The organism is Comamonas badia DSM 17552 (genome assembly GCF_000484635.1).
Classification (GTDB): Bacteria; Pseudomonadota; Gammaproteobacteria; order Burkholderiales; family Burkholderiaceae_C; genus Comamonas_C; species Comamonas_C badia.
Map to the genome: position 1 here is coordinate 377,310 of NZ_AXVM01000002.1, position 22,713 is coordinate 400,022.

General features: G+C 65.4%; 22 protein-coding genes. 16 read left to right on the forward strand and 6 right to left on the reverse strand.

Going from position 1 to position 22,713, the window contains the following annotated elements:
• The first annotated feature begins 10 nt into the window (after nucleotides 1-10).
• Nucleotides 11-1,432 (forward strand): pyruvate kinase, encoded by a 1,422-nt coding sequence (gene pyk / locus K320_RS0105925; protein ID WP_024537925.1) that lies wholly within the window; start codon nucleotides 11-13, stop codon nucleotides 1,430-1,432.
• A gap of 7 nt (nucleotides 1,433-1,439) precedes the next feature.
• On the opposite strand, the gene K320_RS0105930 is transcribed toward pyk, so the two are convergent.
• Nucleotides 1,440-2,753: a replication-associated recombination protein A gene (locus K320_RS0105930; RefSeq protein ID WP_024537926.1), complete on the reverse strand. Its 1,314-nt coding sequence runs from the start codon at nucleotides 2,751-2,753 to the stop codon at nucleotides 1,440-1,442.
• A gap of 74 nt (nucleotides 2,754-2,827) precedes the next feature.
• Here K320_RS0105930 and K320_RS0105935 point away from each other — a divergent pair, with 74 nt between their 5' ends.
• The 3 genes from K320_RS0105935 (at nucleotide 2,828) to K320_RS0105945 (ending at nucleotide 6,518) form a co-directional block, all read left to right on the forward strand.
• Nucleotides 2,828-3,421 (forward strand): uracil-DNA glycosylase family protein, encoded by a 594-nt coding sequence (locus K320_RS0105935; protein ID WP_024537927.1) that lies wholly within the window; start codon nucleotides 2,828-2,830, stop codon nucleotides 3,419-3,421.
• Nucleotides 3,422-3,662: 241 nt separating this feature from the next.
• The gene (locus K320_RS0105940) at nucleotides 3,663-5,360 is read left to right on the forward strand and encodes a PQQ-dependent dehydrogenase, methanol/ethanol family (protein WP_156913840.1); all 1,698 of its coding nucleotides are present in this window, start codon (nucleotides 3,663-3,665) and stop codon (nucleotides 5,358-5,360) included.
• A gap of 18 nt (nucleotides 5,361-5,378) precedes the next feature.
• Entirely contained in the window at nucleotides 5,379-6,518 is a 1,140-nt protein-coding gene (locus tag K320_RS0105945; RefSeq protein ID WP_024537929.1) for a c-type cytochrome, read from the forward strand.
• 12 nt (nucleotides 6,519-6,530) lie between these two features.
• Here the strand turns inward: K320_RS0105945 and K320_RS0105950 are convergent, their stop codons facing one another.
• From K320_RS0105950 to ubiG, 4 genes are all read right to left on the reverse strand, one after another.
• The gene (locus K320_RS0105950; RefSeq protein WP_156913842.1) at nucleotides 6,531-7,637 is read right to left on the reverse strand and encodes a transporter substrate-binding domain-containing protein; all 1,107 of its coding nucleotides are present in this window, start codon (nucleotides 7,635-7,637) and stop codon (nucleotides 6,531-6,533) included.
• Nucleotides 7,634-8,080 carry a lysozyme inhibitor LprI family protein gene (locus K320_RS0105955; protein ID WP_024537931.1) on the reverse strand — a complete coding sequence of 149 codons (447 nt, stop codon included), beginning with the start codon at nucleotides 8,078-8,080 and terminating at the stop codon, nucleotides 7,634-7,636. The genes K320_RS0105950 and K320_RS0105955 overlap by 4 nt, the downstream gene beginning before the upstream one ends.
• Before the next feature lie 270 nt (nucleotides 8,081-8,350).
• Complete coding sequence (locus K320_RS0105960; RefSeq protein ID WP_024537932.1) at nucleotides 8,351-9,022, reverse strand: HAD-IA family hydrolase; 672 nt, start codon at nucleotides 9,020-9,022, stop codon at nucleotides 8,351-8,353.
• A complete protein-coding gene (gene ubiG, locus K320_RS0105965) occupies nucleotides 9,019-9,732 on the reverse strand; it encodes a bifunctional 2-polyprenyl-6-hydroxyphenol methylase/3-demethylubiquinol 3-O-methyltransferase UbiG (RefSeq protein WP_024537933.1) in 714 nt (237 codons plus the stop codon). Before ubiG ends, K320_RS0105960 begins: the two co-directional genes overlap by 4 nt.
• A 205-nt stretch (nucleotides 9,733-9,937) precedes the next feature.
• Between ubiG and carA the strand changes: the two genes are divergently transcribed.
• The 3 genes from carA to carB are packed head-to-tail and all read left to right on the forward strand — an operon-like array spanning nucleotide 9,938 to nucleotide 14,804.
• Nucleotides 9,938-11,110 (forward strand): glutamine-hydrolyzing carbamoyl-phosphate synthase small subunit, encoded by a 1,173-nt coding sequence (gene carA, locus K320_RS0105970; protein WP_024537934.1) that lies wholly within the window; start codon nucleotides 9,938-9,940, stop codon nucleotides 11,108-11,110.
• 22 nt (nucleotides 11,111-11,132) lie between these two features.
• Entirely contained in the window at nucleotides 11,133-11,510 is a 378-nt protein-coding gene (locus K320_RS0105975) for a hypothetical protein (RefSeq protein ID WP_024537935.1), read from the forward strand.
• Between the two features lie 12 nt (nucleotides 11,511-11,522).
• Nucleotides 11,523-14,804, forward strand: a complete 3,282-nt coding sequence (gene carB / locus K320_RS0105980; protein ID WP_024537936.1) for a carbamoyl-phosphate synthase large subunit — start codon at nucleotides 11,523-11,525, stop codon at nucleotides 14,802-14,804.
• Between the two features lie 57 nt (nucleotides 14,805-14,861).
• Here the strand turns inward: carB and K320_RS0105985 are convergent, their stop codons facing one another.
• A complete protein-coding gene (locus K320_RS0105985) occupies nucleotides 14,862-15,569 on the reverse strand; it encodes a carbonic anhydrase family protein (RefSeq protein WP_084301179.1) in 708 nt (235 codons plus the stop codon).
• Between the two features lie 180 nt (nucleotides 15,570-15,749).
• Here K320_RS0105985 and K320_RS0105990 point away from each other — a divergent pair, with 180 nt between their 5' ends.
• The 9 genes from K320_RS0105990 to soxX all read left to right on the forward strand — a co-directional run bounded on the left by K320_RS0105990 (nucleotide 15,750) and on the right by soxX (nucleotide 22,610).
• Nucleotides 15,750-16,715, forward strand: a complete 966-nt coding sequence (locus K320_RS0105990) for an MBL fold metallo-hydrolase (protein WP_245593828.1) — start codon at nucleotides 15,750-15,752, stop codon at nucleotides 16,713-16,715.
• On the forward strand, nucleotides 16,712-17,200 hold the full coding sequence (locus K320_RS0105995; RefSeq protein WP_024537939.1) for a thioredoxin family protein: 489 nt from the start codon (nucleotides 16,712-16,714) through the stop codon (nucleotides 17,198-17,200). The genes K320_RS0105990 and K320_RS0105995 overlap by 4 nt, the downstream gene beginning before the upstream one ends.
• Before the next feature lie 34 nt (nucleotides 17,201-17,234).
• Nucleotides 17,235-17,564, forward strand: coding sequence for a hypothetical protein (locus tag K320_RS0106000; RefSeq protein WP_024537940.1), 330 nt, complete (start codon nucleotides 17,235-17,237; stop codon nucleotides 17,562-17,564).
• Nucleotides 17,565-17,664: 100 nt separating this feature from the next.
• Entirely contained in the window at nucleotides 17,665-19,044 is a 1,380-nt protein-coding gene (gene soxC / locus K320_RS0106005) for a sulfite dehydrogenase (protein ID WP_024537941.1), read from the forward strand.
• Nucleotides 19,028-20,101, forward strand: a complete 1,074-nt coding sequence (locus K320_RS0106010; protein ID WP_024537942.1) for a c-type cytochrome — start codon at nucleotides 19,028-19,030, stop codon at nucleotides 20,099-20,101. The genes soxC and K320_RS0106010 overlap by 17 nt, the downstream gene beginning before the upstream one ends.
• Before the next feature lie 92 nt (nucleotides 20,102-20,193).
• The gene (gene soxY / locus K320_RS0106015; RefSeq protein WP_024537943.1) at nucleotides 20,194-20,658 is read left to right on the forward strand and encodes a thiosulfate oxidation carrier protein SoxY; all 465 of its coding nucleotides are present in this window, start codon (nucleotides 20,194-20,196) and stop codon (nucleotides 20,656-20,658) included.
• A 53-nt stretch (nucleotides 20,659-20,711) separates the two neighbouring features.
• Nucleotides 20,712-21,023 (forward strand): thiosulfate oxidation carrier complex protein SoxZ, encoded by a 312-nt coding sequence (soxZ, locus tag K320_RS0106020; protein WP_024537944.1) that lies wholly within the window; start codon nucleotides 20,712-20,714, stop codon nucleotides 21,021-21,023.
• A gap of 85 nt (nucleotides 21,024-21,108) precedes the next feature.
• A complete protein-coding gene (gene soxA, locus K320_RS0106025) occupies nucleotides 21,109-21,918 on the forward strand; it encodes a sulfur oxidation c-type cytochrome SoxA (protein ID WP_029695864.1) in 810 nt (269 codons plus the stop codon).
• 17 nt (nucleotides 21,919-21,935) lie between these two features.
• Nucleotides 21,936-22,610, forward strand: a complete 675-nt coding sequence (gene soxX / locus K320_RS0106030) for a sulfur oxidation c-type cytochrome SoxX (RefSeq protein ID WP_024537946.1) — start codon at nucleotides 21,936-21,938, stop codon at nucleotides 22,608-22,610.
• Nucleotides 22,611-22,713 lie beyond the last annotated feature (103 nt).

A 22,713-nucleotide genomic window follows, 5' to 3' on the forward strand; every position in this document is an offset into this window, starting at 1 on the left:
CCACACCGCCATGCACCGTACCCGCCGCGCCAAGATCGTCGCCACCCTCGGCCCCGCCAGCTCCAGCCCAGACATGATCCGCAAGCTGTTTCTTGCCGGAGCCGATGTGTTCCGCATGAATTTCAGCCACGGCACCAAGGAAGACCACGCCGCGCGCTTTGCCGCCGTGCGCGCGGTGGAACGTGAAACCGGCCGCCCCATCGGCATCCTGGCCGACCTGCAAGGTCCCAAGCTGCGCGTGGGCGTGTTCGAGAGCGGCCCGGTGCAGCTGCAGGCAGGCCAGAAATTCCGCTTTGACCTGGACAAGGCAGCGGGCACGGCAGAGCGCGTCAACCTGCCCCACCCCGAGATCTTTGCCGCGCTGGTGCCCGGCGCCGAGCTGCTGCTCGATGACGGCAAGCTGCGCGTGCGCGTCGAGCGCTGCGACGCGGCATCGGCCGATACCACGGTGCTGGTCGGCGGGCGTCTTTCCGAACGCAAGGGCGTGAACGTGCCCGGCGTGGTGCTGCCCATCTCGGCGCTCACCGCCAAGGACCGCACCGACCTGGAAACCGCGCTGGAACTGGGCGCCGACTGGGTCGCGCTGTCCTTCGTGCAGCGGCCCGAAGATCTGATGGAGGCACGCCAGCTCATCAACGGCCGCGCCGGTTTGCTCGCCAAGCTGGAAAAGCCTTCCGCCATCGAACGCCTGGAAGATGTGGTGGCCGCCACCGATGCGGTGATGGTGGCGCGCGGCGACCTGGGCGTGGAGATGCCGGCCGAGCAGGTGCCGGCCATCCAGAAGCGCATCGTCAAGCTCTGCCGCAAGCTCGGCAAGCCGGTGATCGTCGCCACGCAGATGCTCGAATCCATGATCGAAAGCCCCGTGCCGACGCGCGCCGAGGCCTCCGACGTGGCCACCGCCATCTACGACGGCGCCGACGCGGTGATGCTCTCGGCCGAATCGGCGGCCGGCAAGTACCCGGTCGAGGCCGTGACCATGATGAACCGCATCATCGAGGGCACCGAGGCCGACACGCAGTACCGCCAGCTCATCGAAGCCTCGCAGGCCGCCGCCGAAGCGAACGCCCGCGACGTGACGCAGGCCGTGTGCTGCGCCATGCGGCGCGCCGCAGAGCTGCTGCAGGCCGACGCCATCGTGAGCTACACCAGCAGCGGCCGCACCAGCCTGCGCGCTGCGCGCGAGCGGCCCGGCTCCGCCATCCTCAGTCTGTCGCCGCACCTGGGCACCGCGCGCAAGCTGGCGCTGGCCTGGGGCGTGCATTCGGTGCACGTGGCCGACCCGGCATCGCTCGACCAGCTCGCGCCCATGGCCACCGAAGTCGCGCGCAGCCAGGGTTTCGCGCAGCCCGGCCACCCCATCGTGATCCTCGCGGGCCTGCCGTTCGGCGAAAGCGGCTCCACCAACATGATGCGCGTGGCGATCGCCTGAACCACCATCAATCGGATTCGCGCGGCGCTGCATTGGCGGCTCCTGCATTGCGGGCGCGCAGCTCCCGCAGCTTCTCGCCGATTTTGATCTCCAGCCCGCGCGGCACCGGTTCGTAAAACCCGGGCGGCGCCATGCCCTCGGGCAGGTAGGTCTCGCCCGCCGCAAATCCACCCTCCTCGTCGTGCGCGTAGCGGTAGCCCTTGCCGTAATCGAGCTGCTTCATGAGCCTGGTCGGGGCATTCCTCAGCTGCAGCGGCACCGGCCGCGTGCCCTCTTGGGCCACCAGGGCGCGCGCCTTCTTGTAGGCGGTGTAGCCGGCGTTGCTCTTGGGCGCGACGGCGAGGTAAATCACCGCCTGCGCCAGCGCGAGTTCCCCCTCGGGGCTGCCCAGGCGCTCGTAGGTCTGCGCCGCTTCATTGGTGATCTGCATCGCGCGCGGGTCGGCCAGGCCGATGTCCTCCCAGGCCATGCGCACGATGCGCCGCGCCAGATAGCGCGGATCGGCCCCGCCGTCGAGCATGCGCACCAGCCAGTACAGCGCGGCGTCGGGGTCGCTGCCGCGCACCGATTTGTGCAGCGCGCTGATGGTGTCGTAGAACTGCTCGCCGCCCTTGTCGTAGCGGCGCATCTGCTGGCCCAGCACCTGCAGCAGCCAGGCATCGGTGATCGTTTCCACCCGCGTCTGCTGCGCGGTGACGGCGAGCTGCTCCAGCGTATTGAGAAGCCGCCGCGCATCGCCGTCGGCATAGGCCACCAGGTGTTCGATTGCATCGTTTTCGATAGCTGGCAGCGCTTGCTGTGCCTGCGCTCGGACCACTATTTCCTTTAAATCCTCTGGCGTGAGCGGCTGCAGCACGTACACCGTGGCGCGCGAGAGCAGCGCGCCGTTCACCTCGAACGAGGGGTTCTCCGTGGTCGCGCCGACAAAGGTGAACAGGCCGCTTTCCACATGCGGTAGAAAGGCATCCTGCTGGCTCTTGTTGAAGCGGTGCACCTCATCGACGAAGACGATGGTGCGCTGCGGCGCCAGGCCATCGCGTGCGGCTTCGGCCTGCTGCACCGCCTCGCGGATGTCCTTCACGCCGCCCAGCACCGCGCTGATCGCGATGAACTGCGCATCAAACGCCCGCGCCATCAGCCGCGCAATGGTGGTCTTGCCGGTGCCCGGCGGCCCCCAGAGGATGCAGGAATGCGGCTGCCCCGATTCAAACGCCAGGCGCAGCGGCTTGCCCGGCCCCAGCACCTGCTGCTGGCCTATCACCTCGGCCAGCGTGTGCGGGCGCAGGCGTTCGGCCAAAGGAACATGCGGGCTCGAATTCATGGCTGCTGGATAAGCAAGTAGTGGTGTGCACGATGGTAGCGGCCCGCTGCCTTTGCGGGCGGGACAATGCGCGCATGGCTTCCCAACGATCTCTCAACCAGCTGTTGCGCGAAATCCGCGCCTGCACCGTCTGCGCCCCCTTTCTGCCGCTGGGCCCCCGGCCCGTGCTGCAGGCCGGGCATGGCGCGCGCATCCTGCTGGCCAGCCAGGCGCCCGGCATCAAGGTGCACCAGAGCGGCATCCCTTTCGACGACGCCAGCGGCCGGCGCCTGCGCCAGTGGCTGGGCATGAGCGACGCGGTTTTCTACGACCGCGAGAAAGTGGCCATCGTGCCCATGGGCTTTTGCTACCCCGGCCGCGCCGCCCAGGGCTCGGGCGACGCGCCGCCTCGCCCCGAATGCGCGCCGCTGTGGCGCAAGCGCGTGATGACCCAGCTGCCAAACATCGAGCTGACCGTGCTCATCGGCCAGTACGCCCTGGCCTGGCACCTGCCCGAGGCGCGCAAGCTGGGCGTGACCCGCGCCGTGCAGGAATGGCAGCGCTGGTGGCCGCACACCCTGGTGCTGCCGCACCCCAGCCCGCGCAACAACGGCTGGTTCAAGCACAACCCGTGGTTCGAGGCCGAGTTGCTGCCCAGGGTGCGCGAACGTGTCAGTTTGTTGCTTTGAGCATTTTCATTGCCGGCCGGTAATTCAAGCGTAACAACGGTCACGCGTGCAGCAGGCGGCTTTACAGGTCTTTTCACAGCCATCGAAGGCACGACCAGCCGGCAAGGCTGCTGTTACACGCCGCGTTGCTGCCGCGCAGGCGCGTTTTGATAATGGAAACGCAGCGCCGCAGCCAAACGGGAGCCGGGTGCCGCCAGGGGGTTGAGGGCTCAGCCCGCCTGCAACCACCGGGAGACTATTCATGCTTAACAGAACGATGAAGCGAAGCGCTTTTGCTCTGACGGCGGCAGCATCGGCGCTTCTCTTTGCCGCCAGCCTGGCGAACGCCCAGGAATGGGGCACGTATGGCGGCGACGCCGGCAACACACGCTTCAGCAAGGCCGCGCAGGTCACGGTCAGGAACGTCGGCAACCTGCATGTCAAATGGACGCTGCAGCTCGGCTCGCTGCGTTCGCAGGAATCCACGCCCATCGTCATCGGCGACACCATGTACGTGACCTCCTCGTTCGGCCCCGCCACGGTGTTTGCCGTGGATGCCAGGACCGGCACGCTCAAATGGCGCTACCAGCCGGACGTGCCCAAGGGCATAGACCAGTACGCCTGCTGCGACGTCGGCAACCGCGGCGTGACCTACAGCGATGGCAAGATTTTCGTCGGTCGCCTGGATGCCAACGTCGTCGCACTCGATGCCAAGACGGGCAAGGAACTCTGGAAGACGGCCATCACCGACTACAAGAACGGCTCGGTCATCACCTCGCCGCCCACCGCGGTGAAAAACCTCGTGATTTCCGGCTACGGCGGCGGCGAGTATGGCGCGCGCGGCTCCATCGTCGCGCTCGACCAGGCAACCGGCAAGGAGGTCTGGCGCACCTACACCGTGCCGTTGCCCGATGAGCCCAACGGCAACACCTGGAAGGGCGATTCGGCCAAGAACGGCGGCGGCGCCGCCTGGTATGTCGGCTCCTACGATCCCCAGCTCAATCTGGTGTACTACGGCACCAGCAACCCCTCGCCCTGGGCGGCGGTGGTGCGCGGCAGCGACACCTCCGACATCGGCGAGCAGACCAACCTGTACACCGCGTCCGTGGTGGCACTGGATGCGGGCACGGGCCAGATCAAGTGGCACTACCAGTTCACGCCGCACGACGCCTGGGACTATGACGGCGTGAACGAAATGGTGCTGGGCGACCTGAGCATAGCCGGCAAGAAGACGCCGGTGCTGATGCACGCCAACCGCAACGGCTTCTTCTATGTGCTCAACCGCGCCGACGGCAAGCTGATTTCAGCCGAACCTTTCGTTGACATGAACTGGGCCAGCAAGGTGGATCTGGCGACGGGCCGGCCGGTGGAAACCCCGGGCAACAAGATGCGCCCCGGCATGGACCGCAAGGCGGTGGACATCTGCCCCAGCCTGCTGGGTGGCAAGAACTGGATGCCCATGACCTACGACCAGTCCACGGGCCTGGTCTACATCCCGACCAACAACCTGTGCATGGACATGGTCGACACGCAGCCGGAGTACAAGCGCGGCGCCTTCTACCTGGGCAATGATTTCCAGGTCAAGAAGCCGGTGAAGGGCGACTACATGGGCGGGCTGACGGCATGGAACCCGGTGACGCACAAGCAGGCCTGGCTGGACAAGAACCCGCTGCCATGGACGGGCGGGACGATGTCCACGGCCGGCGGCATCGTCTTCCAGGGCAATGTGCAAGGCTGGTTCAACGCCTATGACGCCAAGAGCGGCAAGCAGCTCTGGGGCTTCAACACCGGCTCCGGCATCTCGGCCGCACCGATGACCTACACCCTGGACGGCAAGCAGTATGTCGCCGTGGTCTCGGGCCGCACCGAAAGCATCCCGGCCTTCATGGGAGACATCGGCGCGGACGTGGTCAACGCGAGCTCCGAAGGCGGCACCCTGTTCGTCTTTGCCCTGAACTGATGAAGAAAGTGTGAAACCATGAACCTCAAGACAGCATGGATCTGGGGTCTGGTTTCTGCAGTGCTGGCAGCTGGCGCCCTGGCGGCGCCGGCTGCATCCGCCGAAACCTTGCGCATCTGCAGCGACCCGGACAATCTCCCCTACAGCAAGGCCGAAGGCGCCGAGCATGGCCTGTACGTGGATCTGGCCAACCTGGTGGCGCAGAAGCTCGGCGCGCAGCCGCGATACGTCTGGTGGCTTTCGATGAACCAGCGCAAGGCGCTGCGCAACACCATCCTCGCCGGCAAGTGCGATGCCTATTTCGCCCTGCCGGCCGACAAGGACTACGGCACGCGCGGCATGAAGCGCACCCAGGCCTTCCTGGATGTCGCCTACGCCGTGGTGGCGCCGCCATCATTCAGCTTCTCGCGGCTGGCCGACCTCAAGGGCAAGCGCATCGGCGTCGGATTTGCGTCCACCCCGCAGATCGTCCTGGCGGCGCAGGGTGGCTACACCACCGTCACCTACCGCACCGACGCCGAGATCCTCGCGGCGCTGGACAAGGGTGAAATCGATGTCGCCTTCATGTGGGGGCCCGCCGCGGGCTACGACAACCTCACCCGCTATCACGGCCGCTGGCGCGTGACGCCGGTCGCGGGTGAACACATGGACCACCAGGTCGCGGTCGCCGTGCCGGCAAAAGATGCCGCGCTGCTGGCACGCATCGACGCCGCACTGACCGAACTGCGCCCCCAGATCACGGCACTCGCTGATAAATACGGCTTTCCGCAAGGCCAACCCGTGGCGGTAGGCATGGCACAGGTCCAGGCCGGGCCCGCCGACGTCGCACTGGTGCCGACGGCTGCCGGTGGTACACCCTACGGGCAGCCCTCGCCCTACCGGATGATGGCAGTGGCTGCCGCCGACCCGGCGGCAGCCGGGCGCGAGCTGTTCAACAGCACCTGTTCACACTGCCATTCGCCCAACGGCGCCAGCCCCATCCGCGCGCGCGACCTGCGCCGGCTCAAGGGCAAGTACGGCGACGACTGGCTGAAAGAGGCCAAGCAAACCATCGAGGAAGGCCGCCCCGACGCCGGCATGCCGACCTGGGGCGGTACGCTGAAGGAAGACCAGATCAACGACATTCTGGCGTTCTTCAAGACCATCCAGAACAACTGACAGGCCGCGGGCTCAGGGTGCTGCGCCGAAATAACGCCGCTTCAGCGCTTCCACCCGCCCTCGGTCCAGTGCGCCCAGCACGTCCAGGGTCAGCGGCACGGTGAGCGCGCTGCCGCGCGGCAGGGCAAAACCGTAGCGGTCGCGGTTGAACACCCGCCCCACGACCGCCAAGCCGCTACCCGGGTTGGCGTGCACGTGGTATTCCAGCACCGGCGCATCGGCAATCACCGCGCGCACCTGGCCATCGCTCAGGGCGCGGCTGGCCTGCGCCAAATCCGGATAGGTCCGCACCGCCAAGCCTTGGTCGCGGGCATAGGATTCCTCCACGGTGCCAGCGAGCACGCCCACCGGTTCACCGCGCAGATCGTTCACGCCGCTGATCTGGCTGCGCAGCGTCTGCGCCGTCATCACACTGGTGACCGACGAGGTGACGAAGGCCGCCACCGCAATGCCGCACAAAAGCAGCAGCGCCTGCCAGATGCGCCCCAGCCAGCCAAACCAGTTCTTGCGCACCGGCGTCTGGCCGCTGACGGCAAATTTCATCGCGGTATAGAAACTCTCGGCCAGGCCGTCAGGCCAGCGGCGCGGAAATGCCTTGTCGAAGCGCCGATCGAACAGCGTGAACAGCAAGGTAGCCACCAGCAACGCCAACGCAATCCATGCATACGCCCTGGCATAGCCCGCGCGCTGCATGCCACGCACAAACCCCAGCCAGCCGCTACCTTGTTCGGTGCTGACCATGATGCGCATGCCGCCATCGAACCACGGCTGGGTGAAGTCCATGCGCCGCGCGCGCTCCTGGTTGATCGTCAGGCTGCTGATCGCCAGATCCACCTGGCCGGCGCTCACGGCATCCAGCAGCTCGCCGAAGCTGGCGTAGCGGCGGTATTCAAAGGCACGGCCGTCACGCGCCGCCAGTTCTTCCCACAGTTCGATCGCCAGGCCCGTGGTGCGCCCGCCCTCCTCCATCACGAAAGGCGGGGCGATGGCGACGCCCACCGCCAGCGTTTTGCCAGACGCCGTTTGCGCCCCTGCCGCCCCCGCGGCCAGCACCAGCAAGGCCAGCCAGATGCCCGCGAGCCATGCAGCAGGGCGGCGGCGCCGAGGCGGATGCATCATTTCATCGCAGGCCCGGGCACCGCGCACTGGGCCGCCGCCTGCTCACCGCCCTTGTAGCAGGCCAGATGGTCCTGCAGTTCGATGTTGCGCGTCCGCGTCAGCCCGGCCATGCAGTCGTTCATCATCATCGGGTAGATGCTGCCATCCGCCACACGCATCGCGGTGAAGCTGCAGGCACTGCCGCGAAACCGCAACCAGTCGCGCTCGGCATGCGTCAGCAGGTCGCGCGCCTTTTGGTCCGCGCCCAGACGATCCATGATCTGCCGGTAGAGCTGGTTGAGCTGATCGTCCTCGCGCTTGAGCGCGGCCGAGGCGCAGGCGTTCAGCTGGGCCTGGGTTTGCGCCTTCTGGTAGCACGCATCATCCGCCGCCCGCGCGGCCAGCGCCGACCCCGCCAGACCCAGCACCGCCGTCGCTACGGCGGCAAGACAGGACACACGCATCACGGAACTCCCCGGTTGGCTGATGAGCGGAAAAAACGTGTAAATCCTAATGCAAGCCAAGTCCCGCGCGACCGACGCCGGGTGTGCACATTGCCCGCGCGCCGCGTTGGGTGCGGGCACCCAGCCCAGCCTGCCATTTATTTTCAATAGCTGACTACGCTTGCTCTATATGCGCTGGAGGCACTTTTCGCCCCGAATCAGCGAAACAAGAGTGCGACGGGGAAGCTGTCCCAGACAGTGGCGGCGCAATGGCGGCGCAGTGGCGGGAATCTAACCGAGCAAGTCCAGGCACTGCATCGGGTGTTCCACGCTGGCATCCGCGCCCCAGCCCTGCGCATTCGCATCGACGCCAAGGTAGCCATAGAGCGCCGCCACCGTCCCCATGCCCGCCGAACGCCCAGCCAGCATGTCGCGCTCGTCATCACCCACGTAGATGCAGTCTGACGGCGCAAGCTGCAGCCGCCCGCAGGCCTCCAGCAGCGAAGCGGGATGCGGCTTCATGTGCGCCGTGGTATCGCCGCTCACAAACGCGCTGCTGGTCGCAAAAAGGGGCAGGCGCGCAGCAATCAGGCGGGTGAACCGCTCGTATTTATTGGTGACCACACCCCATGGCAAGCTCCGCGCCTGCAGCGCTTCAATGAGTGGCAGCACCCCCTCGAACACCTGCGTGCGGTGGTGGATGCAGGCCTCGTAGCGGTCGAAGAATTCCTCGCGCAGCGCGGCAAACGCTGGCTGATCGGGCGCCACGCCAAACGCCACGCCCATCATGCCGCGCGCGCCCATGCCGGCATAAGCCCGATAGGCGGCCAGCCCCAGCGGCTGCAGCCCCCGCGCCAGGCGCATCTGCTCGGCGGCGGCGCCCAGATCCGGCGCACTGTCGATCAAGGTGCCATCCAGATCAAACAGCACCGCCCGGATGCCGTGAAACACCGCGCCGCTCATGCCGCCGGCCGCTGCGTGGCAACGAGGTAGTTCACGCTGGTATCGCCATCGAGCCAATAGCGGCGCGTGAGCGGGTTGTACTGCATGCCGCGGGTGTGCAGCACGTCCAGACCGGCCGCGCGGCAGGCGCTGGCCAGTTCACTGGGGGTGATGAATTTGTTCCACTCGTGCGTGCCGCGCGGCAGAAGTTTGAGCACGTACTCCGCGCCCACGATGGCGAATGCGAACGACTTCGGATTGCGGTTGATGGTGGAAAAAAACACCCAGCCGCCAGGCTTGACCAAGCGTGCGCAGGCGGCAACGACCGAGGCCGGGTCGGGCACATGCTCCAGCATTTCCATGCAGGTTACGACATCAAAGCCAGCCGGGCTTTCCTCCGCCAGCGCCTCGGCGCTCACCTCGCGGTACGCCAGGTTGGTCATGCCCGCCTCCAGCGCATGCAGCTGCGCCACCCGCAGCGGCTTGGTGGCGAGATCGATCCCCGTCACCTGCACCGCCTTGCCGGCCATGGATTCCGCCAGAATGCCGCCGCCGCAGCCCACGTCCAGCACCTGCCTGCCCGCCAAGGGCGCAATGCCATCGATCCACGCCAGGCGCAGCGGGTTGATCTGGTGCAGCGGGCGAAATTCGCCGTCGGCATCCCACCAGCGGTGGGCAAGCTCAGAAAATTTTTCGAGTTCGGCCGGATCGGCGTTCACGGAGGTCGTCATGTCCCGATTGTCCCATTCACAATCATGCTGCATTGCATCAAATTTCGCCAGAAGCCAACGGTCTGGGCTGCAACCGTTTAAAATGGGCGGCTTTCACACACAACAGTCGCCCGGCAGCATCCCAAGCAAGCTTCACGAAACCGCGCTCAGGATGCCATCCATTCCGAGCGCGACCGGGCGACCCGAGCTTTTTTCGGAGAACCCCGTGCTTTCGTCACTCAAGCAAACCTTCCCGCCCGCGATCCTCGCGCTGGCCGATGGAACGGTCTTCACAGGCAACTCAGTGGGCAGCCCAGGCAGCACCAGCGGCGAGGTGGTGTTCAACACCGCGATGACCGGCTACCAGGAGATCCTCACCGATCCCAGCTATTGCCGGCAACTCGTCACCCTCACCTACCCGCACATCGGCAACACCGGCACCAACGAAGAAGACAACGAAGCCGGACAAGTCTGGGCCGCCGGACTCATCATCAAGGATCTGCCGCTGCTGGCGAGCAACTGGCGCATGATCGAAACACTGCCCGCCTACCTCACGCACCACCGCACGGTGGCGATCGCCAACATCGATACGCGCCGCCTCACGCGCCACTTGCGCGAGCACGGCGCGCAAAACGGCGCCATCCTGGCGCTGGCCGCGGATGAAACCATCACCAGGGAACGGATTGCCGAGACCATCGCCGCCGCCAAGGCCGTGCCCGACATGACCGGCATGGACCTGGCCAAGGTGGTCAGCACCAAGGAGCCTTACGTCTGGAACCAGACCAAGTGGCGACTGGGCACGGGCTATGGCACGCTCGATGAGCCGCGCTACCGCGTGGTGGCCTACGATTTCGGCATCAAACGCAACATCCTGCGCCTGCTGGCCGAACGCGGCTGCAGCGTCACGGTGGTGCCCGCGCAGACGCCCGCCGCCGAGGTGTTCGCGATGAAGCCCGACGGCATCTTCCTCTCCAACGGCCCTGGTGACCCCGCCGCCTGCGACTACGCGGTGACTGCCGTGCGCTCCATCATGGCGGGCGACATTCCGGTGTTCGGCATCTGCCTGGGCCACCAGATCATGGCGCTGGCCAGTGGCGCCAAAACCTTCAAGATGACGCACGGCCACCACGGAGCCAACCACCCGGTGAAGGACCTGGACAGCGGCCGCGTGGCCATCACCAGCCAGAACCACGGCTTCGCGGTAGACATGCAGCAGCTGCCGGACAACCTGCGCGCCACGCACATCAGCCTGTTCGACAACACGCTGCAGGGCATGCAGTGCAAGGCCAAGCCGATGTTCAGCTTCCAGGGCCACCCCGAAGCCTCGCCCGGCCTGCACGACGTGGACTACCTGTTCGACCGCTTCGCCGACCTGCTGCACGCGGCCAAGGCACAGTGAACGGCCGCCGCGCAGCAGCACGATGAAACTCTTCAGCTTCCCGCAGGCCATGCTGGAAAAAGCGATCGCCAAACGCATCCTCTCGCTGCAGGGTGAGGAGCGCACATGGTTCACCGCCCACTGGCAGCAAAAGCCCTACAAGAAGGCCTTTATCGAACGCAAGGCCATGCCGCTGGTCACCCTGGTGGCGAAGGGCAAGACCTGGGACGTCGCCACGTTTGATGAAGCGCTTGCCGAGTGGGACGTGAGCTTTCACGAAGCCGAAGCCGCCGTGCTGCGCCCGCTGATAGAAGGCGACGGCCTGCTGCAACTGATGCAGAAAAACCTGCCGCCCGAGCGCGCCGAAAAACTCCTGCAGCACCTGGCCCGCCGCCCCGCCAGCCTGCCCATTACCGAATAAAGCAAGAACACCATGGCAAAACGTACAGATCTCAAAACCATTCTCATCATCGGCGCCGGCCCCATCATCATCGGCCAGGCGTGCGAGTTCGACTACTCCGGCGTGCAAGCCTGCAAAGCGCTGCGCGAGGAAGGCTACCGCGTGGTGCTGATCAACAGCAACCCCGCCACGATCATGACCGACCCGGCCACGGCCGACGTCACCTACATCGAGCCCATTACCTGGCAAACGGTCGAGAAGATCATCGCCAAGGAGCGCCCCGACGCCATCCTGCCGACCATGGGCGGGCAGACCGCGCTGAACTGCGCGCTCGACCTGTGGCGCAACGGCGTGCTGAACAAATACCGCGTCGAGTTGATCGGCGCGCGCCCCGAGGCCATCGACAAGGCCGAGGATCGCCTCAAGTTCAAGGACGCGATGACGCGCATCGGCCTCGAATCGGCGCGCTCAGGGATCGCGCACAGCATGGACGATGCCTGGGCCGTGCAGAAGAAGGTGGGCTTCCCCACGGTGATCCGCCCCAGCTTCACGCTCGGCGGCACGGGCGGGGGCATCGCCTACAACCCCGAGGAATTCGAGCTCATCTGCAAGCGCGGGCTGGAGGCCTCGCCCACGCACGAGCTCCTGATCGAGGAATCTCTCCTGGGCTGGAAAGAGTTCGAAATGGAAGTCGTGCGCGACCACGCCGACAACTGCATCATCATCTGCTCGATCGAGAACCTGGACCCGATGGGCGTGCACACCGGCGACTCGATCACCGTCGCACCCGCGCAGACGCTGACTGACAAGGAATACCAGGTGATGCGCGATGCGAGCATCGCCATTCTGCGTGAGATCGGGGTCGATACCGGCGGCTCGAACGTGCAGTTCTCGGTCAACCCAGCCAACGGCCGCATGATCGTGATCGAGATGAACCCGCGCGTCTCGCGTTCTTCGGCGCTGGCTTCCAAGGCCACGGGCTTCCCGATCGCCAAGGTCGCGGCCAAGCTCGCGGTGGGCTATACGCTTGATGAGCTGAGAAACGAAATCACCGGCGGCATCACGCCCGCCTCGTTCGAGCCCTCGATCGACTACGTGGTCACCAAGGTGCCGCGCTTTGCCTTCGAGAAATTCCCTGCCGCCGACAGCCACCTGACCACGCAGATGAAGAGCGTGGGCGAGGTGATGGCGATCGGGCGCACCTTCCAGGAGTCATTCCAGAAGGCGCTGCGCGGTCTGGAAGTCGGCGTCGATGGCATGAACGAGAAGACGCAGGACCGCGAGCTGCTGGAAAAGGAACTCGGTGCGCCCGGCCCCGAGCGCATCTGGTATGTGGGCGACGCGTTCGCGATGGGTCTGTCAGTGGCTGAGGTGCACCAGCTCACCAAGATCGATCCGTGGTTCCTCGCGCAGATCGAGCAGATCGTGAAGATCGAGCTCGACCTCGATCAGCACACCGAGCAATACGGCGAGCAAGCCGTCGCCAAGCTATCGAAAGAAGAGCTTCTCGCGCTTAAATCAAAAGGTTTTTCCGACAGAAGGCTTGCGAAGCTGCTGAAGACCAGCGAGAAGGCGGTGCGCGATGCGCGCCATGCGCAGGGCGTGCGCCCGGTGTACAAGCGGGTCGATACCTGCGCCGGTGAATTTCCCACCAGCACCGCCTACATGTATTCGAGCTACGACGAAGAGTGCGAGGCCGAGCCCACCAACAAGAAGAAGATCATGGTGCTGGGCGGTGGCCCGAACCGCATCGGCCAGGGCATCGAGTTCGACTACTGCTGCGTGCATGCGGCGCTCGCGATGCGCGAGGACGGCTACGAGACCATCATGGTCAACTGCAACCCAGAGACGGTGTCCACCGACTACGACACGTCAGATCGCCTGTACTTCGAGCCGCTGACGCTCGAAGACGTGCTGGAGATCGTCGACAAGGAAAAGCCCGCCGGCGTCATCGTGCAGTACGGCGGACAGACACCCTTGAAACTGGCACTGGCGCTCGCTGCCGAGGGCGTGCCCATCATAGGCACCAGCCCCGACATGATCGACGCCGCCGAAGACCGCGAACGCTTCCAGCACCTGCTGCAACAGCTCAAGCTGCGCCAGCCGCCCAACGCCACCGCGCGCACCGAGGAAGAGGCCATCGAAAAAGCGACCGCCCTTGGCTACCCGCTGGTCGTGCGCCCGAGCTACGTGCTCGGTGGCCGCGCGATGGAAATCGTGCACGAGCAGCTCGGCCTGGAGCGCTACATGCGCGAGGCGGTGAAGGTGAGCAACGATTCACCGGTGCTGCTCGACCGTTTCCTGTCGGATGCGATCGAATGCGATGTGGACGCGGTGCGCGACAGCGATGGCAAGGTCTACATCGGCGGCGTGATGGAACACATCGAGCAGGCCGGCGTGCACTCGGGCGACTCGGCCTGTTCGCTGCCGCCCTACTACCTCAAGACCGCCACCGTGGCCGAGCTCAAGCGCCAGACCGCCGCGATGGCTGAGGGGCTGAATGTGGTGGGCCTGATGAACGTGCAGTTCGCGATTCAAGAGAAGCCGCTTGAAGGCGGTGGCAAGGAAGACGTGATCTACGTGCTGGAGGTGAACCCGCGCGCGAGCCGCACCGTGCCCTTCGTTTCCAAGGCCACCGGCGTGCAACTGGCCAAGGTAGCGGCGCGCTGCATGGTCGGCGACACGCTGGCCACGCAAGGCATTCATGAAGAGCCCAAGCTGCCCTACTTCTGCGTGAAAGAGGCGGTCTTCCCCTTCGTCAAGTTCCCCGGCGTGGACACCATCCTGGGCCCCGAGATGAAATCCACCGGTGAGGTGATGGGCGTGGGCAAGACCTTCGGCGAGGCCTACATCAAGGCCGAGATCGGCGCGGGCGAACGCCTGCCGCATCCGCCCAAGGCCGGTAAAACCGTCGGCAAGGTCTTCCTCACCGTGAAGAACCACGACAAGCCCCAGGCGGTGGCGATCGCACGCGATCTGGCCGCGATGGGCTTCAACCTGATCGCCACGCGCGGCACGGCGGCGGCCATCACGGCGGCGGGCATCGCCTGCGCCACGGTGAACAAGGTCACCGAAGGCCGCCCGCACGTGGTCGACATGATCAAGAACGGCGAGATCGCTCTGGTCATCAACACCGTGGAAGAGCGGCGCAACGCGATTGCCGACAGCCGAGCGATCCGCACCAGCGCGCTGGCCAACCGCGTGCCCACCATCACCACCATCTTCGGTGCCGAGGCCGCGGTGCAGGGCATGCAAGCGATGCAGCAACTCGGCGTGATTTCGGTGCAGGAGATGCACGCGCAGCTGGCGCAATAAACCCGCGCCACGCAGTACAACGCAACGGCCACCCGCGGGTGGCCGTTTTTTGCCGATTCAGAACCAGCGGATCACTCCCGTGGCCACATCGTGCATGGCGCCCACCACCTTGAGCTGCCCCGCCTGAAGGCGCGCGGCCAGCACGGGGGCCGCAGCCACCCGCGCCACGTTGTCGTGCACATTGCGCTCGGCCACGCGCTGCACCAGCGCCTTGTCCTTGGAGCTGGGCACGCCTTCGTATTTCAGCGCCGTGAGCGCGGGGCGGATCTGCGCCAACAGCCCGGTGAGATGGCCCAGCCTGGCGTCGTCCACCGCACCCTTGATGGCGCCGCACTCGGTGTGGCCCAGCACCACGATGAGCCGCGCACCGGCCAGCTGCGTGGCGAATTCCAGGCTGCCGAGGATGTCGTCGTTCACGATGTTGCCCGCCACGCGCGCGGCGAAGATATCGCCTATGCGCTGATCGAATACCAGCTCGGGCGGCACGCGGCTGTCGATGCAGCCGACCACGGCGGCAAACGGCGCCTGGCCACCCGCGGTCTCGCGCACCTGCCGGCGCAGGTCGCAGTGCACCGTTTCACCGGCCACAAAGCGCGCATTGCCCTCCTGCAGCCGCTTGAGTGCGGCATCGGGTGCTACCTGCTCCTGCGTTTCGCGGGTGAATACGGCGCAATCGCTGCGCGCCAAGGCCGGGCCTGCAATGGCGCCGGCTGCCGCGCAAGCGGCCACCTGCAGGACACGCCTGCGATGAAGATTGCTGTGCACGCTTGTCTCCTGTCTTGGGGTTGCATGAAGGCGCGACGGTACAGGCCTGTCCCCGGATGGTCAATCACGGGGGGCACACGCACGGGCATCTATCGACGGATTGCTGTGTGCGGCGGGCTTTGCCAAACGCGGTCACAATGTAGATAATCAATTCAGCAATTGCTTATACAAATGGGGTGAATGATGGTCGAGAGACTGAATCGGCGAAGGTTGCTGCAATGGTCGCTGCTGACGGCGGCGGGCACGGGTTTTGCCCGCCACAGCCTGGCGGCATTGCCGGAGATGAAGGCCCGCGAGGCCTCGCCAGGCTGCTGGTATGTCGAAGGAGTGTCCGAGATGGGCTCCTCGTCCAATCAGAATTTCATCTCCAACGCCGGTTTCATCGTCACCAGCGACAGCGTGGTGGTGGTGGATGCACTGGGCTCTCCCGCGGCGGCCGAACGCTTCGTCGCGGAAATCCGCAAGGTCACGCCCAGGAAAATTTCCACGGTCATCCTCACGCACTATCACGCGGACCATATTTACGGCCTGCAGGTCTTCAAGGCGCTGGGAGCGAAGATCATCGCGCAGCAAGCAGCGCGGGAATACCTTTACTCCGAAACCGCCCGGCTGCGCCTGCAGGCCTCGCGCACCGAGCTCGCGCCCTGGATCGATGAAAAGACCGAACTGGTGCCCGCGGACCAATGGATCACCGGGCCCACCAAGCTGACGGTGGGAGATACCGAGATCCAGCTCCTGCCGGTGGGGCCGGCGCACACCGCGGACGATGTCGCCGTCTGGCTGCCGCAGCGCAAGACGCTGTATTGCGGCGACCTGGTGTTTCGCGGCCGCATTCCCTACGTCGGCGACGCCGACAGCGGGCACTGGATCCAGTCGCTCGATGAACTGCTGAAACTCGGTGTCCAGGTCGTGGTCCCGGGGCATGGCGACATCTCCACCGACGCCGCCAGGGACATGCAGTTCACGCGCGACTACCTGCGGTACCTGCGCAAGACCATGGGCCAGGCCGCCGAGGACATGACGCCGTTCGACGAGGCCTACAAGGCAACGGACTGGAGCCAGTATGAACACATGCCGCTCTTCGGCGCCGCCAACCGCATGAACGCTTACAACACCTACCTGCTGATGGAGCACGAAGCCCAATGAAACCCCTGGGTGTGCAGGCGATGGTGAACCGGCGCCATCTGCTGCTGGCCTGCATGGCCAGCGTCGTTCCGCTGCAAAACGCCCTGGCTGCGGGCCGCACCCTGCCCGCGTCCGCCAACCTGCCGCAGGAGCTGAAACAAGCCTTGGCGAAGCACGAGCCACTGGTGGTCATGGTGAGCCTGCATGGCTGCCCGTTTTGCGAAGTGGTGCGCAACAACTATCTCGGCCCCATGCACGAGCGCGAAGGCCTGCAGGTGGTGCAGATCGACATGCTGGAACAGCGCGCCACCGTCGATCTGGCGGGCCAGGCGACGACGCACGCGGCGCTGGCACGCGCCTGGGACATCAAGGTGGCGCCTACGGTGCTCTTCTTCGGCCAAGGGGGCAGGGAAGTGGCGCCCCGCCTGGCAGGCGGCGACAACGATTTCTATTCCGGCCTGCTCGATCGGCGCCTGGAAACCGCACGCAGGGAGCTCAATGGCTGATACTGCGGCATTCCAGATCCAGGAGACATCCACCATGCACCCCGCACCCCGCACACTGGCCTTCATGTTCGGAATGCTGCTGGCCACAGCTTCGCATGCACAGGTGCCGGCACTCTTCAAGGACGCGAAACCCGTCGACGGCGGCAAGCTCGTGGCCGCGCACCAGTGCGATGCATGCCATGCCATGAAATGGGCGCGCGACGGCAAGGACATCTACCGCCCGGGGCAGGCCATCAAGAACGCCAGCCAGTTGCAGAGCAAGGTGGAGCAGTGCAATGCAGGCACCAATGCCAATCTGTTTCCGGAAGAAGTGACGGACATCGCCGCATGGCTGAACGAAACGTACTACCACTTCAAGAACTGACGGGCAGTGCCCGATCCGGGCGGGGAAACCCCAATGCGAAAAGAGTCTGTTAGCATTTAATATAAGCAAATTCGAATATCGACCTATCGACCAACGGACCATGACAGACCTCCAACCCCAGCCCGCGCCGGCCAGCCAACCCCGTGGGCTGGTGCGCAAGGCGCCCGAAAACTTCCTGGACCGTGCCAGCGTGCGTGACGTCGAATCCCACGGCATTCAGGGGCGACGCGGCTTCATTCGTGGCGCGTTCGCCGCCGCGATGGCTGGTGGCGCGGCCCTGCACGCGACAGCCCAGCCGGCCGATAGCGGCGACGGCGACCCGGCCATCCTCAAGCTGCCCAAGCACAGCACCAGCCTGGGTCAGCCCGTGGCCGCACACCCCTACGGTCTGCCCTCCAAGTACGAAGGCAATGTGCAGCGCCGCCAAAGCCCGGGCCTGACGCAGACCAACCAGGCATCCGTGTCATTCGCGCCGATCCAGTCGCTGCTGGGCATCGTCACGCCCAGCGGCCTGCATTTCGAGCGCCACCACCAGGGCTGGTGGGACATCGATCCACAGCAGCACCGCTTCATGATCAACGGCCTGGTCAAGACCCCCAAGGTCTTCACCATGGATGATCTGATGCGCCTGCCCGCCGTCTCGCGCTTTCACTTCATCGAATGCGGCGCCAACACCGGCATGAACTGGGGCAACGTGGCCGTGCCCACCGCGCAGTACACCCACGGCATGCTCTCGTGCTGCGAGTACACCGGCGTGCCGCTGATCACGCTGCTGGAGATGGCGGGGGCCGACCTCAAGAAAGGCAAATTCATCCTCGCCGAAGGAGCCGATGGCTCGTCCATGACGCGTACCATCCCAATCGAGCTCGTCACCAGCGGCCAGGTACTCGTGGCCTACGGACAGAACGGAGAAATGCTCCGGCCCGAGAACGGCTACCCGCTGCGCCTGGTGGTTCCGGGCGTGCAGGGCGTGAGCTGGGTCAAGTACCTGCGCCGTGTGGAACTGGGCGACATGCCCTACGCCACCAAGGATGAAGCGGTGCACTACATCGACCTCATGCCCGACGGCCAGCACCGCCAGTACACCAGCATCCAGGAATGCAAGAGCGTGATCAGCACGCCGTCGGGCGGCCAGGTGCTGCTGGACAAGGGCTTCTACAGCATCTCGGGGCTGGCCTGGTCCGGGCGCGGCAAGATCAAGCGCGTCGACGTGTCGGTGGATGGCGGGCGCAACTGGCGCACCGCCCGGCTCGAAACGCCGGTGCTCGACAAGTGCCTGACACGCTTCAACATCGACTGGGTCTGGGATGGCAAGTCCACCATCGTGCAGAGCCGCGCCATGGACGAAACCGGCTACGTTCAGCCCACCTACAAGCAGCTGCGCGCGGTGCGCGGTTCACGCTCGATTTACCACAACAACGCGGTCCAGTCGTGGCTGGTGCAGGAAAACGGCGAGGTGAAGAATGTCCAGGTTGCTTGAGGCCCTCGCCATCGGCGCGCTGACCGCCACCCTCGGCCTGCCCGCATGGTCACAAGGCAAATTTCCCAGCGTCGGGCGTGATGCCACCCCCAAGGAAGTCGCCGCCTGGGATATCGACGTGCGCCCGGATTTCAAGGGCCTGCCCGCAGGCAGCGGCTCGGTGGACCAGGGCCAGGATCTGTGGGAGGCGCACTGCGCCACCTGCCACGGCATCTTCGGGGAGTCCAACGCCGTCTTCAACCCGCTGGTGGGCGGCACCACCGCCGACGACATCAAGACCGGCCATGTGGCCACCCTCAAGCGTCTGGATTTCCCCGGGCGTACCACCTTCATGAAGGTGCCGACGATCTCCACCATCTGGGATTACATCCACCGCGCCATGCCCTGGGACAACCCCAAGTCGCTGGCCCCCAACGATGTCTACGCGCTCACCGCCTATCTGCTGAACCTGGCCAACATCGTCCCGGCGGATTTCACGCTGTCGGACAAGAACATCGGCGAAGTACAGCAGAAGATGCCCAACCGCAACGGCATGACCACGCAGCATGCGATGTGGCCGGGCAACGAATTCGGCGCCGGCAAGGTCAAGCCCGACACCCAGGCCACCGCCTGCATGAAGGACTGCGGCCCCACGCCCGAGATCACCTCCGAGCTGCCGGAGCACGCGCGCAACGTCTGGGGCAATCTGCGGGAACAGAACCGTACCGTCGGCCCGCAGCGCGGCGCCGATACCTCCAAGCCCGAGGGCAAGCTGGGCGACGCCGCCGGGCCGGTCAACGTCGTCGGCCCTGCAGGCAACGACAGCCCCAACGCCAAGGCCTTCGCGCTCACGCAGGAGCTGGGCTGCACGGGCTGCCACAATATGGATGGCAAGCTGGTGGGTCCCGGCTTCACCGACGTGGCCAAGAAGTACGCCGGCAAGACCGATTACCTTGAGGGCAAGATCAAGGCCGGCGGCTCCGGCGTCTGGGGCGAAACCCCGATGCCGCCGCAGAACATCCCGGATGCCGACCTCAAGACCATTGCCGAATGGCTTGCGGCCGGGGCCGGCAAGTGACGGGCAGGCGGGCCGGACATACCCAGACACGCCTATAGCGCCGATACGACAGACATTCCATTACCATCCAACCTTTGAAGGAGAAGACGACCATGCAAACCCGCAGGCAAACCCTCAAGCAGAGCGCCGCCGTGGCCACCCTGGCCGCTGGCGCCGGTCTGCTGCCCACCAGCGTGATGGCTGCTGAATTCAACAAGGCTGCGTTCGAGGCCAAAGGCATCAAGGACACGCTCAAGGCCTTGGGCATCAACGGCGACCCAACGGCCAGCCCTGACGTGACGCTGACCGCGCCGGACATCGCCGAAAACGGCGCCGTCGTGCCTTTCGCGCTGTCCACCAAGCTGCCCGACGTCAAGGAGCTGATCCTGATGGTCGAGAAGAACCCGAACGCGCTCGTCGCGGTGTTCAACGTCACGCCGGAAGTCGAAGCCAAGTTTGCCACCCGCAGCAAGATGGGCGAGACCTCGGACGTCTACGCCATCGCGCTGACCAAGGACGGCAAGGCCCTCTTCAGCAAGAAGGAAGTCAAGGTCACCCTTGGCGGCTGCGGCGGCTGAACCCGCCGACCCCGCCACGAACACATTCACAGCAATTGACAAGGAGTTGAACCATGGGTGATCCGATGCGAATCCGCGCGCAGGCCAAGGACGGCAATGTCCTGGTGCGCATTTTGATGAGCCACGAGATGGAGTCCGGCCAGCGCAAGGACGCCAGCGGCAAGATCGTTCCCGCCTGGTGGATCCAGGAAGTGACGGCCAAACTGAACGACAAGCAGGTGTTCTCCTGCGAATGGGGCCCCGCCGTCTCCAAGAACCCTTTTCTGGAGTTCACCGTCAAGGGTGGCAAGGCCGGCGACAAGGTCAGCGTGAGCTGGAAGGACAGCAAGGGCGACACCCGCACCGACGAAGCCACGGTATCCTGAGCGGCAACCCGCCACACGGATACAGGCAGGGGCGCCACCAGACGAACCTGCCTTTTTTCTTTTGCACAGAACAGGAGACAACACAATGACCGTGCACAAGCTGGCCGCCGCGGCAGCGGCGCTGGGCCTGATCGCTGCCACCACCGTGGCCATCGCCCAGAAAACCTCGACAGAAGCCATCGAGGAATACCGGGAAATGCTGCAGGACGGCAATCCCGCCGATCTGTACGAGATGAAGGGCGAGGAGCTCTGGAAAAAGGCCCGCGGCCCGAAGAATGCCTCGCTCGAAAAATGCGATCTGGGCTTGGGCGCCGGTGTGACCAAGGGCGTCTTCGTCCAGTTGCCGCGCTACTTTGCCGACACCAACCAGGTGCAGGATCTGGAATCGCGCCTCGTCACCTGCATGAGCACACTGCAGGGCATAGACCCCAAGGAAGTCATCAACGGCCAGTGGGGCAAGGGCGAGCGCGCCAACGCCACGGCACTCGCCACCTGGGTGGCGGCGCAGTCCAAGGGCATGCAATTCCACCTGCCGCAGTCACAGCCGCAGGAACGCATTGCCTATGAAATGGGCAAGCGCGCGTTCTTCCAGAGCGGCGGCTCGCATGATTTTTCCTGCGCCACCTGCCACGGTGAGGAAGGCAAGCGCATCCGCCTGCAAGATCTGCCCAATCTCACCAGGAACCCGGGCGATGGCATCGGCTTTGCCGCCTGGCCCGCCTACCGCGTTTCCAACGGCCAGATGTGGACCATGCAGCACCGCCTGAACGACTGCTACCGCCAGCAGCGCTTCCCCGAGCCCACCTACGGCAGCGCCATCACCATCGCGCTGGGCGTGTACATGGGCGTGAACGCGCAGGGCGCCAAGTCCGCCGTACCCACCATCAAGCGCTGAGCAGGAGGCACAACACCATGAAAAAATCCACCCTGTTCACCGCAGGCCTGAGCACACTGGCCGTCGCCGTACTCGCCGGCTGTGCCGGCAACAGCAGTTCCAATCTGCCCAGCAACGCCGAACTGGACGCCATGGCCTTGAAGATGGAGCAATCGAGTTTCCACGACAAGGGCATCGTCAAGGTCAAGGAAGCCCTGACGCTGGACGACACGCTGCGCGCCTGCGACGCCGCCGCCGTGGCCGGCCACCCGCTGGACCCGGCCACCGCCAAGAAGCTGGAAGCGGAAAACCTCAAGGCCATCCAGTGGCCCACCGACGGCAAGTACCTGGGCGACTGGAAATCCGGCGAGAAGATCGCCCAGAGCGGCAGAGGCCGCACCTGGAACGACAAGGCTGACGCCGCCAACGGCGGCAACTGCTACAACTGCCACCAGATCGACCCCAAGGAAATTTCCTACGGCACCATCGGTCCCAGCCTCTACCACTACGGCAAGCTGCGCGGCGTGACCGACCCGGCCAGCCCGCAGGCGCAGGAAGTCGTGAAATACACTTGGGGCAAGATCTGGAACGCCAAGGCCTACAACGCCTGCTCCAACATGCCGCGCGCGGGCTACAAAGGCATCCTCACGCAAAAGCAGGTGGCCGACATCATGGCGCTGCTGCTCGATCCCAAGTCCCCCGTCAACCAATAACCAGCGCACATTCCAAACCCGGCGGCCCTGGCCGCGATGGATGCGGCGGCACCCTCGCCTGCGCCATTGCCGCCCGGGCCGTTGTCATTGCAGCTTCAAGAGA

Coding starts and splice junctions, on each gene's coding strand:
- pyk (WP_024537925.1), top strand. CDS start 11: ATGCACCGTACCCGCCGCGCCAAGATCGTCGCCACCCTCGGCCCCGCC.
- K320_RS0105930 (WP_024537926.1), bottom strand. CDS start 2,753: ATGAATTCGAGCCCGCATGTTCCTTTGGCCGAACGCCTGCGCCCGCAC.
- K320_RS0105935 (WP_024537927.1), top strand. CDS start 2,828: ATGGCTTCCCAACGATCTCTCAACCAGCTGTTGCGCGAAATCCGCGCC.
- K320_RS0105940 (WP_156913840.1), top strand. CDS start 3,663: ATGCTTAACAGAACGATGAAGCGAAGCGCTTTTGCTCTGACGGCGGCA.
- K320_RS0105945 (WP_024537929.1), top strand. CDS start 5,379: ATGAACCTCAAGACAGCATGGATCTGGGGTCTGGTTTCTGCAGTGCTG.
- K320_RS0105950 (WP_156913842.1), bottom strand. CDS start 7,637: ATGATGCATCCGCCTCGGCGCCGCCGCCCTGCTGCATGGCTCGCGGGC.
- K320_RS0105955 (WP_024537931.1), bottom strand. CDS start 8,080: ATGCGTGTGTCCTGTCTTGCCGCCGTAGCGACGGCGGTGCTGGGTCTG.
- K320_RS0105960 (WP_024537932.1), bottom strand. CDS start 9,022: ATGAGCGGCGCGGTGTTTCACGGCATCCGGGCGGTGCTGTTTGATCTG.
- ubiG (WP_024537933.1), bottom strand. CDS start 9,732: ATGACGACCTCCGTGAACGCCGATCCGGCCGAACTCGAAAAATTTTCT.
- K320_RS0105975 (WP_024537935.1), top strand. CDS start 11,133: ATGAAACTCTTCAGCTTCCCGCAGGCCATGCTGGAAAAAGCGATCGCC.
- carB (WP_024537936.1), top strand. CDS start 11,523: ATGGCAAAACGTACAGATCTCAAAACCATTCTCATCATCGGCGCCGGC.
- K320_RS0105990 (WP_245593828.1), top strand. CDS start 15,750: ATGATGGTCGAGAGACTGAATCGGCGAAGGTTGCTGCAATGGTCGCTG.
- K320_RS0105995 (WP_024537939.1), top strand. CDS start 16,712: ATGAAACCCCTGGGTGTGCAGGCGATGGTGAACCGGCGCCATCTGCTG.
- K320_RS0106000 (WP_024537940.1), top strand. CDS start 17,235: ATGCACCCCGCACCCCGCACACTGGCCTTCATGTTCGGAATGCTGCTG.
- soxC (WP_024537941.1), top strand. CDS start 17,665: ATGACAGACCTCCAACCCCAGCCCGCGCCGGCCAGCCAACCCCGTGGG.
- K320_RS0106010 (WP_024537942.1), top strand. CDS start 19,028: ATGTCCAGGTTGCTTGAGGCCCTCGCCATCGGCGCGCTGACCGCCACC.
- soxY (WP_024537943.1), top strand. CDS start 20,194: ATGCAAACCCGCAGGCAAACCCTCAAGCAGAGCGCCGCCGTGGCCACC.
- soxZ (WP_024537944.1), top strand. CDS start 20,712: ATGGGTGATCCGATGCGAATCCGCGCGCAGGCCAAGGACGGCAATGTC.
- soxA (WP_029695864.1), top strand. CDS start 21,109: ATGACCGTGCACAAGCTGGCCGCCGCGGCAGCGGCGCTGGGCCTGATC.
- soxX (WP_024537946.1), top strand. CDS start 21,936: ATGAAAAAATCCACCCTGTTCACCGCAGGCCTGAGCACACTGGCCGTC.